This is a genomic window from Ancylomarina sp. YFZ004, from assembly GCF_054254355.1.
On sequence record NZ_JBTCHQ010000001.1, the window covers coordinates 492,571 to 506,809 of the forward strand.

At 35.7% G+C, this 14,239-nt stretch carries 8 protein-coding genes; 3 read left to right on the top strand and 5 right to left on the bottom strand.

The features are described 5' to 3' along the window. Positions 1-12: 12 nt before the first annotated feature. From ACXR6G_RS02005 to ACXR6G_RS02015, 3 genes are all read right to left on the bottom strand, one after another. Positions 13-1,950: an OmpA family protein gene (locus ACXR6G_RS02005; RefSeq protein WP_458359727.1), complete on the bottom strand. Its 1,938-nt coding sequence runs from the start codon at positions 1,948-1,950 to the stop codon at positions 13-15. Positions 1,951-1,980: 30 nt separating this feature from the next. Further along, positions 1,981-4,848, bottom strand: coding sequence for a PD-(D/E)XK nuclease family protein (locus ACXR6G_RS02010; RefSeq protein ID WP_458359728.1), 2,868 nt, complete (start codon positions 4,846-4,848; stop codon positions 1,981-1,983). Positions 4,849-5,032: 184 nt separating this feature from the next. Then, positions 5,033-5,704, bottom strand: a complete 672-nt coding sequence (locus tag ACXR6G_RS02015; RefSeq protein ID WP_458359729.1) for a YiiX/YebB-like N1pC/P60 family cysteine hydrolase — start codon at positions 5,702-5,704, stop codon at positions 5,033-5,035. A 412-nt stretch (positions 5,705-6,116) separates the two neighbouring features. On the opposite strand from ACXR6G_RS02015, the gene ACXR6G_RS02020 reads away from it, so the two are divergent. Then, on the top strand, positions 6,117-8,966 hold the full coding sequence (locus ACXR6G_RS02020) for a 2-oxoglutarate dehydrogenase E1 component (protein WP_458359730.1): 2,850 nt from the start codon (positions 6,117-6,119) through the stop codon (positions 8,964-8,966). A gap of 61 nt (positions 8,967-9,027) precedes the next feature. Next, complete coding sequence (gene odhB, locus ACXR6G_RS02025; RefSeq protein WP_458359731.1) at positions 9,028-10,266, top strand: 2-oxoglutarate dehydrogenase complex dihydrolipoyllysine-residue succinyltransferase; 1,239 nt, start codon at positions 9,028-9,030, stop codon at positions 10,264-10,266. A 56-nt stretch (positions 10,267-10,322) separates the two neighbouring features. Here odhB and ACXR6G_RS02030 read toward each other — a convergent pair whose 3' ends face one another. Further along, positions 10,323-11,261: a M23 family metallopeptidase gene (locus tag ACXR6G_RS02030; protein WP_458359732.1), complete on the bottom strand. Its 939-nt coding sequence runs from the start codon at positions 11,259-11,261 to the stop codon at positions 10,323-10,325. Between the two features lie 410 nt (positions 11,262-11,671). Here ACXR6G_RS02030 and ACXR6G_RS02035 point away from each other — a divergent pair, with 410 nt between their 5' ends. Next, complete coding sequence (locus ACXR6G_RS02035; RefSeq protein ID WP_458359733.1) at positions 11,672-12,559, top strand: YitT family protein; 888 nt, start codon at positions 11,672-11,674, stop codon at positions 12,557-12,559. A 324-nt stretch (positions 12,560-12,883) separates the two neighbouring features. On the opposite strand, the gene ACXR6G_RS02040 is transcribed toward ACXR6G_RS02035, so the two are convergent. After that, on the bottom strand, positions 12,884-14,158 hold the full coding sequence (locus ACXR6G_RS02040; protein ID WP_458359734.1) for a hypothetical protein: 1,275 nt from the start codon (positions 14,156-14,158) through the stop codon (positions 12,884-12,886). Between the last annotated feature and the right edge of the window lie 81 nt (positions 14,159-14,239).

Below are 14,239 nucleotides of genomic sequence, written 5' to 3' on the forward strand. Positions count from 1 at the left end.
ATTCTAAGTTTTCTATTTCTTTATGACTTTGAGTTCGGTTCGACGGTTCATCGCCTTTCCGTCTTCAGATTGATTATTTCCAATAGGTTTGCTCGAAGCATAGCCTTTATAGGTCAAACGACTTTCTTGGATACCTCTCTCAATTAAGGCAGTATAAACGGCCTTGGCTCTATTCTCAGATAGGATTATATTTCTAGACTCAGATCCTGTATGATCTGTATGACCAGAGATTTCAACACTGATACTATGATTCAAAACCAGGAACTCATGAAGGCTGTTTAACTCACTATTTGACTCTGACTTGATTTCCCAGGAATCTGTTTCGAAGAAAATATTTTTCAAAACGACTTCTTTTCCAATTTGAATTCGCTGCAAAGCAATATCTTTTTTCTGAGGCTGGTCATCCATTCCCGTTCTCATTTGAAAATGGTCAGAGTAGAACAAATAAGCATCAGCCTCAGCATGAAATAAATAATCTTTCCCCTGAGGCAAACAAACAAGATACTCACCATCTTTTCTATCTGATTTCACAAATGCAATCGTATCACGAGAGTCAATATCCAAAAGAATTAATGAGGCAGATAATGGCTTCTTCGTTTCTTCATCAAAAACGTGTCCTTTAAGATAGCTAACCTTAGGTGGATGTAAGTCGAGGGGCAATTCAAATTCGTAGATATCACGACCATTAGCAGCGACTCTATCTGATGAGAAATAAGCCTTATCGCCTTTTGCATTGATGATTAAACCAATTTCATCATTGTGTGTATTAATTGGGTAGGATAGATTTTTAGGCTCGGACCACTGTCCTGCTGAAGATCGATCGATTTGGTACAAGTCATAAGCTCCCATACCAACTAAGCCATCCGAAGCAAATACCAAATAATCATTACTCGCATGAATAAAAGGGGACATCTCGTTTTCAGATGTATTGATTTTCAGATTCTCAGCTATAGACCATCGCTGCCTTCCATCATCCAAAATCTCTATCAAATTGGATTTCCAAATGTCCATTTTTCCTTTTCCTGATTTGCGATTACTCACAAAATAAAGGCTTCGACCATCAGAAGAAATGCTAGGCTGAGCTTCCCATGACTTGGTATTGACATTCGCACCACAATTTATGGGCTCCGACCAGGAATCGCCTTCTTTTTTCGAATAATAAATATCACATCGACCTTTACCGTCCGCTCTGCCGCTGGCAGTAAAATACATGAACCTACCATCTGCTGTAATACTCTGGGCACCTTCATTCCCTTTTGTATTGATTAAGTCTGATAAGGCTTTGGCATTCGTCCATAAGTCACCCTCATTCTCAGAGTAACACAAATCTTCCTGAAATACTTCTTTATGGTTTCTACCTATTTTCCCGGTCGGAAGAAGACGCGTAAAAATAAGAGTCTGCTCATCTGCTGTTAGGCTTGGCCAATATTCATCAGCCTTTGTGTTTATTGAATCGCTGATGCTTTGCGCATTTAAATCCTTTGGATTTTTTAAAGCCTCAATGGCAAACTCACAACATTTTATTTTGTGCAGACTGTTATTTCGATTTCTAGCAGATATTTTTTCAATATTCAAAAAAGCACGATAAGTACCTGAAGCCTTCTCATATCTGCCATCCTTTAAATAGGCATTAGCAAGATTGAATAGCGCATTGGGGAAAAAGTAGAGATCTATAACAATGGCCTGTTCATACATAGCAATCATCTTCGTATCGTCCCCCTTATCACTATAAAGATCTGCCGAAAATAGAAGGGCCTCAATAAAATGACTATCACGTTCTAGCGCTTTCTCTAGAAAAGATAAGGCCTCTTCAGACTGTCTCAGCCTGATTGATTCCTGAGCTTTCTTATAATATTTAATGGCTTTTTTATCTTCAGTCGAGTATTTCTTCTGTGCAGAAAGCCCAAAACTGAGACTCAAAAGAAGGAAAATTAAAATGATGCGTTGCATTATCTGGTGTTTTAAAATCTAAAACAATATTTATCTGTGACAAACCTCAATATAAGGACAAGTTCGACAAACATCAACATCCTCAACTTGCATAAATGGAATCTCAGGATTAAAAATTTCTTCCAAAAGATCGGAAAAGCCATCCATAAACTCCTGCTTATAGGCTAAATAACTCCCAACAGGAACGCCTTTAGCTCTTCCCTCCTTTTGCTCAAGAACACAAGCAAACTTCGGATTAAAAATCGACTTCAAGCCATAAACATTAGGTGATATGGCCAAACCATCGCCATGTTTCATGTCGTAGAAAAGGCAATACAATAGGGTTTGAAAAGCTGCTTTGTTTCTCTTTTTATTCTCAGAGTCAAATAAGGATTCAACATCTTTAAATATCAGCTCTGCCGCACCTGTTTTATAATCAATTACACGAACCGTATTCTCCACCTGATCGACCCTATCAATAATTCCGGCAATATTCACCTTTCTACCATCCGATTTTAAAGGGATTTGTATGTTATAACGACCTTCGACTGCTATCATTTTAAATGGAGCAAATTCAGAATCAACTTTCAATAACCTATCGATAAATTTCAAAATAATATCGAATATCAGACGATTTCGACCAGTAACTTCAACAGATTTCTCTTTATCTAAGTTGAAATAAAGTTCTTTAAAGGCATCTTCCAGAATTTTGGTTTGCACCTTTTTATTTTTTCTTAAACCTTCAATATCAGCCTTACTTATTGTCTTGCCAACATAAGGCTCATATAATTTCTCCATGGCCTGATGAAAAAGGTTTCCAAACATAGGAGGATCAATCTCTTCTAAAATGGTATCGGGCTCTTTCATTCCAGCTAAGTAGCGGTAATAAAACCTCAAACTACAACCCATATACGAGTTTAGCGCAGATGGTGAAAAGCTTCTCTTATCACTTACACAGTATTCATTAAGCTGTTTAAGTATCCTTTCATTTTTCACAATACTTATAGGCTTAGCATTGGTAATGACAATATCCTGTGAAGGGTTTGTTTCTTCAATTTTAAAAACCGATTCGTATTTTAGTTGGTAAAGGAATCGACTCATTTCACCTGTGCGAATACCATCACTTTGAGTGCTATAGAATAACTTAATTTCTTCAGGTCTCTGAATTAATCGGTAGAAATAATAGGCAAAAATGGCATCCTGATGATCGATGGTTGGCATACCAAAACCTTGACGCAAATGATAAGGCACAAATGAATTCGACGTTCCTGTTTTAGGCAGTTTCCCCTCGTTCATCGAGAGTACAATAATTCGTTTAAAATCGAGCAAACGCGTTTCAAGTATACCCATAACCTGCAAGCCTGCCAAGGGTTCACCCTCAAAAGGAATACTCAATGACTGAATCATCTTATCCAGCAAACGATAAAAAGTATCCAGCTTAATCTCAATCTTGTGTTGGTCCAATAAACCAGTCAATCGTTTTATGGCTAAAAACAGATGGTAAATGTATTCACGCTCAATCTTATCCAAACGTCCCTCATCTTCTTTATTCAGATCCAAATTTTTATAGATGGCCTGTAATAAATCGAGTAAATATGAAGAAACTTGTTCGACTGATTTTAAGGGAATGAATAACTTTTCAATTACCGGGTCGCCAACAAGCATCTCACGGTTAACATGCACCCAATTACTCTTTATAATTTGCTGAGCCAGACTATCAGCCAAGTCAGGATTAATCGCATTTAAGTATTGATGATTCAGAAGCGATAAAACCTGCTTGTGATGAAAAACGAATCCTGCTCCCTGTTTACGCCCTCCTTTTTGCAAATCGATAATCAAGCCCAGTAAACTGGCTACTGGTGTATTCTTTGCAGGATAACCCATGGTCACATTCACATGTTCCACATTTTTCGGAATGGAATTCAAGACTGGCAAGAGTAACTCCTCATCGGCCAACACAACGGCTGTTTCCTCTAGAGGTATATCTTTGTTCTCAGCATATTCCTTCAAATACTTATGGGCAAATTTAGCTTGTCCAACTTCTGAGGATAGAGAAATAAACTCAATGGCTGTTCTTTCAGCAACAATATTCTTAAATGATATTTGACTCTTTGGCGATGGATAATTTCTTAAGTTATCACGCATAAACAAGCCAGCCTCATGATAAGGATTCTTTACATACGATTCATCGTAATCCCAGTAGAATTCTGCTTGCTCTCTTTCTTTCAAACAAGAAAAAATATCCTTCTCACATCTATTCAAGGCATTAAAACCTGCAAAAATAACCTTCTCATATTTAATATCAATTTCTTTATTTTCCAATCGATCGACCACCAATCGACTTGCCATTCCCTCATAAGCCAGGCCTTCGCTTTCCAGCTCTTCTTTTAAGTTGGAGTATATAGTAAACAGAGATTCCCAAACAGATACAAACTGATGCTGGTGTTCTGACAATTTCTCTGGATTGAAGGTGCTCCAAAAGGAACGAATGGCTTCGATCTGCTCTTCATCCAGATAATCGAAAATATTTTCAATTTCCTTTTCATCAGCCAAATTTTGAAACAAGTGTTTCGCATCAACACGATACTTATCCAAATCATCGAAATCACCTAAGATCATCTCACCCCAATGATAAAACTCATCGAATGTCTCTTTGGATTGTGTAACAGAACAGTAGATTTTATACAAACGACACAACAAATCAAGGTTATCCACAACCTTTAAAGGTGACCATTCTTTAATAAGATCATTAATGGTCAGAACCTGAGGTACAAAAATAGGTTCAGAAACGAGTTCATTCAAGTATTTTGAAAAGAATAGTCCAGCACGACGGTTTGGAAAAACCAGCAAACAATTGGATAATTGATTGCCATATCGTGTAAATAATTCGTTGGTAACTTCTTTTAAAAATGAGGACATATATCTTGAGAATGTGTGTGTATATTTTAGCTTTATTTGATTATCGATTGTCATTAGTCACTGGTCATTAAGAATATAAATTTACAATATCTTAATAAGTCGTAATTCGTAATTATCTACTTCTCCATTTCGACTAAGCTCAATAGGCAGAATATTCATAACTTGTAATTCCTAATTGAGAAGCTTACTTACTGTAGTCGAAAACCCAATCTATCTCTTTGGATTCAGACATACCGTTGGGGTTACAACCAGGCTCTCCTTCTGGAATTCCCACACCCAATTTTTTATAATAATCGGCCCATACAGGATGAAATCTTCCGGTTTTAGCATCCTTAAAAGTCATGGGGTTTAACTTGAATATCTCTGATCCATCACCAGAGTGTTTGAACATTTCATAAATCAGTTCAGAACAATAATAGGTCGAGTCAGACATCAGGTAAATAGGATCATAGGGCAAACCAACTAAGCTTTTCCCATATAATATGGCTTTTTCAATTCGAGATTGATGTTGCTTTTTTAAGCGTCCAACAAGAATCTTTGGCATTCGGTCTATATTCAGGCTTCTTGTTAAAAAGCTATCCAAAGAAGTATATTGAACCGCTTCACCTATGGCTTCTAAAACCACTAAGCCCTCTTTCTCGCTTGACACCATGATTCCAACATGTGAAAAACTCAATGCCTTCTCTTCTGCTGTCACTTCTTCTATCGCATCAGATAATGAACTTCCATCCAAATCCTGGAAAAGTAAGTCCCCTGCTTGCAATTCGAAGCCTTTATGAGAATTATGGCACCCACAGGCTAAAAGTGAAATTGAAAAAATCAGTATAAAAAACTTTGGTATTGTGCTGGATGTCATAGGATAGTTATGCTTAGAAACGAATAGCTTTTTAATCAAGCTCAATCAAAATTAATCAATTAGAATTAGCCATCAAATAATGAAGGATAAACTATCCTATAAACTTGAAAATGGAAGCGCTTATCAACTGATAGGAAACGTCTATGAGCTGATTAAAAAAAAAAGATGATTTTTTTATCTTTTATTCCTTTATAAACATTCGGATAAAACTCAATTTTAATACATTTGTTAGTGTACAGGCTTTCTTAATTATTTTTTATAATTTAATACTTGTGTTTATACACAGATATAGAGCTTTAAATATCTAGAGGATACAAGTTTAAAACCATCCTCTAAGTGGTATTGAAGTCATGACAGCCTGTAGATTGAATCAGAACAAAAACAAAACTTGACCCAACAACTTAATACTGTTATGGATAAATTCAGTTTTTTAGGTAATAGTGAAATCGAATTCATCGATAACTTATACCAATCCTATAAAAAAGACCCTAACTCGGTTGAAGAATCGTGGCAAAAATTTTTCCAGGGCTTTGACTTTGCTTCTGAAAAATTCCCAAGCAAACCTCAAACACAAAACTTAAGCACTCTTCCTGCTGAATCGATGAGTAAAGAATTCAATGTGATTAACTTGATTCAAGCTTTTCGTCAAAGAGGACACTTATTCACTAAAACGAATCCTGTTCGTGTTCGACGTAAGTACTTCCCTACTCTAGATATTGAAAACTTCGATCTATCTCAAGCCGATATGGAAACCGTTTTCCAAGCTGGTAACGAATTGGGAATCGGGCCATCAAAACTTAAAGAGATCCTTGATCATCTTCAGGAAACATATTGTCATTCAGTAGGAGTTGAGTATCTCTACCTACGTACGCCTGATAAGGTGAAATGGCTTCAAAAGAAAATGGAAACCAGTAAAAATAAACCAAATTTTACTGATGAACATCGTAAGCACATTTACTACCATTTAAAACTAGCTGTTGGTTTTGAGAACTTTATCCACAAAAAATTTGTTGGACAAAAGCGTTTCTCTCTTGAAGGAACGGAGACTCTAATTCCTGCTCTTGATGCTCTAATTGAAAAAGGGGCACAATTGGGCGTTGAGGAATTTGTATTTGGCATGGCTCACCGAGGTCGTCTTAATGTTTTAGCTAATATTATAGAAAAGCCTTACGAGAATATATTCAAAGAATTTGTTGGTGAAGAATTTGAAGATGATATTGCCCTTGGTGATGTGAAATACCATTTAGGATACGGAAATACAGTTAAAACTGATGATGGGAATGAAGTGAAGCTTCATTTAACACCAAACCCATCGCACTTAGAAACTGTAGGAGCTGTAGTTGAAGGTATCTCTCGTTCTAAAATTGACAACGATTATAAAGGTGACGAAAACAAGCTAGTCCCTATTATCATTCATGGCGATGCTGCAATTGCAGCTCAAGGAATTGTTTACGAAACCGTTCAGATGGCTGAACTTCAAGCTTACAGAACCGGTGGAACAATACACTTGGTTATCAACAATCAAATTGGTTTTACGACCAATTACCTTGATGCACGATCGAGTACTTATTGTACTGACGTTGCTAAGGTGACTCGATGTCCTGTTTTCCATATTAATGGTGACGATGTTGAGGCTTTGATTTACACCATCGGTTTAGCAATGGAGTACCGTCAAGAATTTAAGACAGACGTATTTATTGATATTCTATCGTACAGAAAGTATGGACATAACGAAGGTGACGAGCCTCGTTTCACTCAGCCTTTACTGTATAACGAGATTGCTAAGCACAAAAATCCCAGAGATATTTATGGTGATTACCTGATAAGCAAAGGTGTATACAAACAAGATAATTTAAAGGAACTCATTACAGAATATAACAACTTCCTAAACGATAAGTTTGAGGTTTCAAAGAATATAAAGAAACTATACATCCAACCTTTCCTTGGGGAGTACTATGATGATATTCGTTATTCTACTGAGGCCGATTTTGATATTACTCCAGTTTTCAAAAAAGATAAAAAGCAACTGCTAGCTATAGCTGATAAGATTACAAGTTTACCTGAGGACATTCATTTTTTCAAGAAAATCGGTAAGCTAATGGCTGATCGTAAGAAGATGATTTCCGAAGATCGTTTGGATTGGGCTATGGGTGAGCTTTTGGCTTATGCAAGCTTATTAGACGAAGGACATGCTGTTAGAATTAGTGGTCAGGATTCTGAACGTGGGACATTCTCTCACCGACACGCTTCATTGACAGTTAGCGATTCAGCACGTAAGTATTTCCCTTTAAAAAACATTAGTGAAACACAAGCACCTTGCCATATTTACAACTCTCATTTGAGTGAATATGCTGTTCTTGCTTTCGAATATGGATACGCTTTGGCACATCCATCTGGCTTGACCATTTGGGAAGCTCAGTTTGGTGATTTCCATAATGTAGCACAAGCCGTTATCGACCAGTACATCAGTTCTGGTGAAGATAAATGGGGTGTTAAAAATGGACTGGTTCTGTTCTTACCTCATGGTTACGAAGGACAAGGAGCTGAGCATTCAAGTGCAAGAATGGAGCGTTTCTTAACGCTTTGTGCGAATAACAACATGCAAGTTATTAACCCAACGACTCCTGCAAATCATTACCATGCACTACGTCGTCAGGTTAAGCGAGATATTAGAATTCCATTAATCTGCTTTACGCCTAAGAGTTTACTTAGACATGCTAGCTGTGTGTCTACAATGGATGAATTGGCTGAAGGTAGATTCCAGGAAGTGATTGATGATACAAATGTAAATGCCAAAGAAGTTAGTCGAATCGTATTCTGTTCTGGAAAAATCTATTACGATTTACTAGCTAAGAAAAATGAATTGAACGCTCAGGATGTAGCTTTAATTCGTATCGAGCAAATTTACCCATTCCCTCAAAAACAAGTTGACTGTATTTTAGAGAAATACCCTAATGCAATTCTTCACCTTTGGGTACAAGAAGAGCCTGAGAATATGGGTGCATGGCAATTCATAAATTACAATATTAAAAATATTGAATTGACACCTATTGCTCGTATGCCTAGTGGCAGTACTGCTACTGGACTTTCAAAAATTCACAATATTGGTCAAAACGAAATCATCAATAAGGTCTTTAGAAGATGTGATTGTGATCGTAAATTAAAATATTGCGGTTTGCAATGTGTGGCAGGAAGTTCAAAAGAAGATATCCACAGACAACATGAGTATTTCCAAGACAAAAAAAGTAAACTACTGATGTAGTTTGAAGAATCAAAAGGTTGACTAAAAACAAAAAAACACCAACAACTAATTATATCAAAACATGCTTGAAATAAAGATTCCCAGCCCGGGAGAATCCATATCCGAAGTTGAAATTGCTAATTGGTTTGTTGCCGATGGTGCTATTGTTGAAAAGGAACAAGAAATTGCTGAGATCGAATCTGACAAAGCAACCCTAACACTTGTTGCTGATGAAGGTGGTAAAATATCTATCAAGGCAAACGAAGGTGATACGGTAGCTGTAGGTTCTGTAGCTTGTACCATTGATACAAGTTTTGCTGGTGAAGCTCCATCTTCAAGTCCTAAGGCAGAAGCTAAAGAGGAAACTCCAAAAGAAGACGTAAAGCCTTCTGAGGTTGCTCCTGTCAAAACTTCTGATGAATTTAAGGATGTTAAGATTTCTCCTGTTGCTAAAAAGCTGATGGAAGAAAACCAGCTATCAGTTGATGATGTGATTGCTGGTCTTCAAAGATTGTCGAAGAAAGATATTGAGCAAGTTATTGAAAACAAAGGACATGCTCCAGCACCCATGGCGCAGCCAGAGCCTGTTGAACGCAATATCGACCGTAAGAAAATGAGTAATCTTCGTAAGAAGTTAAGTGCTCGTTTGGTTTCGGTTAAGAATGAAACAGCTATGCTAACAACATTCAACGAAGTTGATATGTCAGCTGTTATGCAATTGAGAAAGAAATATCAAAAGCAATTTGTAGAGACTCATGATATCAAATTAGGATTCATGTCATTCTTCACTAAAGCGGTAAGTATTGCTTTAAAAGCACATCCTTCAGTTAACTCTATGATGGATGGTGATGAAATTGTTACACCAAACTATATGGATGTGGCCATGGCTGTACAAACGCCTAAAGGTTTGATGGTTCCTGTTATTAGAGATACGCAAAACCTAAGCCTAGCTGATATTGAAAGAGAATTGATGCGACTTGCCAATAAAGCTCGTTCTGGAAAAATCAGTTTGGATGAAATGACTGGCGGTACCTTTACCATTACCAATGGCGGGGTTTTCGGATCACTTTTAAGCACACCTATCATCAATCCTCCACAATCGGGAATTCTGGGTATGCACAATATTGTTGAGCGACCAATTGCCCTTAATGGGAAGGTTGAAATTCGTCCAATGATGTATATCGCTTTATCTTACGATCACCGTGTGATTGACGGAAAAGACTCCGTTGGTTTCCTTGTGAAGATTAAGGAACTGATAGAAAACCCTCATCGCATGATCACAATGGGACAAGATCCTGATAGCCTACTCTTAGGAATCTAAAAATATATGTATCAAGATAAAAGGCCAGAACTCATTTGAGATTCTGGCCTTGTCTGTTAGTTCAATTCACCTTTGAGATATTTCTTCTTTTCCCTTCGACTAAATTCCTGCATGATCAACTTTTCAGTGGATTCTGCAACGTAATCATTCCGAGGTAATATGATAGACTCTCCACCTTTCCAATGAAAGCGTGGATTAACGTAGGTAAATCTATTCATTTTCTTTTCCTCTGTATTAAAATTATCAATATGAGGAGTATTTAAATAATACAGACAAAAATGTAACTTATGATCTGTATCTGAGTCGTATCTTCCTAATAAACCCAATTCTTCTTGAGGGTATACATTCTGACCTGGTTTAACTTTAATACTTCCTCTTTTAAAACCTGAATATCGTGCTAAAGTCCCATCGCTATGCTCTACCAACACTTCATTTACAGAACTAATAAAAGAGAAGTTTTGAATTGTGTCTGCAGAGTATTCATCAGTGACTTCAACAACAAGTCCTTTTCTAGCTGCCAAAACAAGTTCCTCATTCTCTGAACTGAATTGAAAAGCAGTCCAGGAGTCTGGTGCTCCTTTACCTATTTGCTTTGCCATGTACCCCAGCTTTTGAACGCTCACCTTAGTCTGATTCTTAAAGGGTAATAAATATATAATATCATTCTTCAACCTATTCAAAGCCTTACCTCTGTGATAACGACATGAATAGGAAAAACCAATTCCTCTATTGGGATCTTTTGGTTTTAATGTAAACACCTTACCTGAAGATCCCTCAACACATCCCCTATATGAACGTTGACTTGTATTCTCAAGTCTATCAAATTTAATATTTACCCAAAAACGTCCTGGAACATTTTTCCGAAAATTAAAGTCAACGCTATTATCACTATTTTTCTGATAAGTAATCTCAACATCAGAATTTTGAGAAAAAGCATCAATTTCTGCTCCTAATAGGATACAAACTAACAATATAAAAGATAATAAGGTTTTCATTCAGTGATAAATAGAGATGTTATTACTAATTCAAAGTAGTGCAAGATAATTATTCCTAATTAACAATGCACTCATATTATATAAAACTGGTTCCCTTATTATATAATAAAAGAATTTAAAATAGATAATTAACTCAAATCCATAAATATTCTATACATTCGCGCCGAATATAAGATCATCATTTACAATGCGATTCAAGAGAGAATTAAGAAAACGCTACCCCTGAATACTTGAAAGGAATGTAAGCTTAAACATTCCTGACTAGGCACGTCCCTGTGTCTGTAACCAATTACTTTTCATTTTAATAATAATAATTGTTACACGAGTTAGGTATGTATTTACCTAAAACTAATTGTGTACGCGAACTTATAATTCATCACCTAATCCTTTGGTGCTAAAATCCTACAATCATGCCTCAATTTAAAAAGAAGTCATTCCCACAGGAAGAGCTATTCTCAGCACTTTGGTTCCGTAACTATTCACTGATTATTTTTGGATCCTTACTTGTAGCCCTTGGTTACACCTTTTTCATTATGCCACACAAACTTGTTCCTGGTGGCGTTTTTGGCTTTAGTATCATCTTAAATCAACTCATCGACTTTCCAGTTGGAACGATCGCTTTATGTATTAACATACCATTACTTGCTTGGGGAATTAAAGTACTTGGGGGTAAATTTGGGGTCAAAACCATCCTGTCCATGGTGCTATGCTCTGTCTTTATCGATGGATTAACTTACCTATGTGGTAACCCAATATTAACCAAAGACCTTTTAGTGTCTTCTATGTTTGGTGGTGCCATTATTGGTCTTGGTATTGGACTTGTAATCTACAGCGGAGCCACAACTGGTGGTACTGATATTATCGCTCGTATACTTTCGAAGTGGTTAAAAGTTTCATTAGGTCAGATGTTCATCATTATTGATGGCTTAATTGTTCTAACGAGTATTATCGTTTTTAACGATATAGAACTAGCTCCTTACTGTATTATTGCCATTTTGAGTATATCAAAAACGGTTGATGCTGTATTAATGGGGATGGACGCTAAGAAAGCAGCTCTAATCATTTCTGATAAACACGAAGAAATTCGAGATAAGATTCTAGAGATGGATCGCGGAGGAACATATCTAAAAGGTGAAGGCCTTTTCTATAAGAATCAGAAAAAAATCATTTTCACTGCACTAAACAGGAAAGAACTTGGTTTACTAGAAACCTTCGTAAAAAGTATTGACACCAATGCTTTTGTAGCAACTCTTAATACAAATGACGTTTATGGTAATGGCTTTAAACCCATTCAATAAATTTTCATTTTCCTAAGTCAAAACATAAGGCCAGAACTCAATTGAGGTCCTGGCCTTTCTTTTTAATTATCCTTAAACGTTGCGATAGTTTGAAACTACAGAAATGGTGTAAATATTATATTGAGGGTCTCACTCTTTTGTGATGCTCTCAATAGATTATACAATTGTACCTTATAGTGTTACCCTGAAATGAATAACTCATCTATAGTCGAAGTATAAGGGATTAAGCAAATTTATTTAGCCTAAAATAAAGCCACACGATACAATCGTGCGGCATCAGAGCTAAGATAAATTTCCGTTTTTTGAGAAACTCAATAAAATATTCTAGAAACGATATCCTAATAAAAAACTAAACCGTTTTGTTGTAGAGCTCAAAGTCATGAAATCTGACATTCCATTAGCGTTTTCAAATCTAACCTCAAAAGAATATTTTTTATATATGATTCCTAAACCTGCAATGAATCCTATTTCATGTTTTTTTGTTTTAGGTAAAGCTTTCTTATAATCAATATTTTCAAACGTTGAAAGAATCGTTTTTTTCTTCAGTTTATTAGTTTCATTTAAGGCAAATCCATTTGAAACTCCTGCATTAGCATAAATGAATGCATCACCTACTGGATGCTTGTATCGAAACATATTATTCAGTTTAAAATAAGTAGCTCCAATTTCGCTATTGTAAATTGTATATCTATTATCACTTTCAAAATCACTATAAGTTCCATTTACTTTATAAGAAGACAACATTAACTCGTTATAGATCGAAAATTTACCTTTATTCCTTGGCAATATAAAATCAAAGAAAAAAGCTACTGAAGGAGTTGTGGATTTATCATACTTCGTTTTTACTAAATAAGGCACCCCTGTACCTCCAAAATCTAAAGTGCTAGATGATACTCCCAATAAAATGCCAATTTGAGTTGTTATTTTTTCTGACTTATGCTCAAAATTGAAAGAATGATTAGTAGATGTATAGTAATCAACAAATAAATTTTCCAAACTCTTCTTTGAATATTCAGTATGCTTTAGTTTTGATTGAATCGATGTACAGTCTTTAAAGTAAATAGACAATTGTCCAATGTATTTCTTATTCTCATATACAATTCTTTTTCCCTTCAGCTTATCCATTTTCAGATACTTTTTCTGAACTAATAAATTGAAATCAGAAGCTTCTTTAATATAGAAATACTCTCTTCCAGCTTTATTTTTATAAAAATACAAACTTTTCTCTCCCTGAATCATAGTTTGTAGAAAGCATGTATCAGTAGAGAATTTAAGTTTTGTATCATATTCTAAAGCATTTGCTTGATATGGACTAATCTCTGTTTTAACTACTGCACCAACATAAATCTCTTTATTTACGCTGAATGAATTAATATTGGTAGCGGTATGAATCATCTTCTCTCTATTCATACTTTCTTTAAAACCTATATGTTTCGGATTTTTCTCCCAATTACGATAATCAATAAAGCCTTGGATCGTATCTCCATTGAGTGTAATGATATGACCAGGTAAATAATTCTCTTGACTAAAAGAGGACTGAACAGTTAAAATTCCAAAGATGATTAATACAACTGCTTTTAGGCTTAGATTTAGTTTCATTTAATGATTTTTTAGAATTATTAAATTAGGGTCTTCTAATATAATGACTTTAATAAACAAAACGCGTATTATATGTAAACA

Coding starts and splice junctions, on each gene's coding strand:
- ACXR6G_RS02005 (WP_458359727.1), bottom strand. CDS start 1,950: ATGCAACGCATCATTTTAATTTTCCTTCTTTTGAGTCTCAGTTTTGGG.
- ACXR6G_RS02010 (WP_458359728.1), bottom strand. CDS start 4,848: ATGTCCTCATTTTTAAAAGAAGTTACCAACGAATTATTTACACGATAT.
- ACXR6G_RS02015 (WP_458359729.1), bottom strand. CDS start 5,704: ATGACATCCAGCACAATACCAAAGTTTTTTATACTGATTTTTTCAATT.
- ACXR6G_RS02020 (WP_458359730.1), top strand. CDS start 6,117: ATGGATAAATTCAGTTTTTTAGGTAATAGTGAAATCGAATTCATCGAT.
- odhB (WP_458359731.1), top strand. CDS start 9,028: ATGCTTGAAATAAAGATTCCCAGCCCGGGAGAATCCATATCCGAAGTT.
- ACXR6G_RS02030 (WP_458359732.1), bottom strand. CDS start 11,261: ATGAAAACCTTATTATCTTTTATATTGTTAGTTTGTATCCTATTAGGA.
- ACXR6G_RS02035 (WP_458359733.1), top strand. CDS start 11,672: ATGCCTCAATTTAAAAAGAAGTCATTCCCACAGGAAGAGCTATTCTCA.
- ACXR6G_RS02040 (WP_458359734.1), bottom strand. CDS start 14,158: ATGAAACTAAATCTAAGCCTAAAAGCAGTTGTATTAATCATCTTTGGA.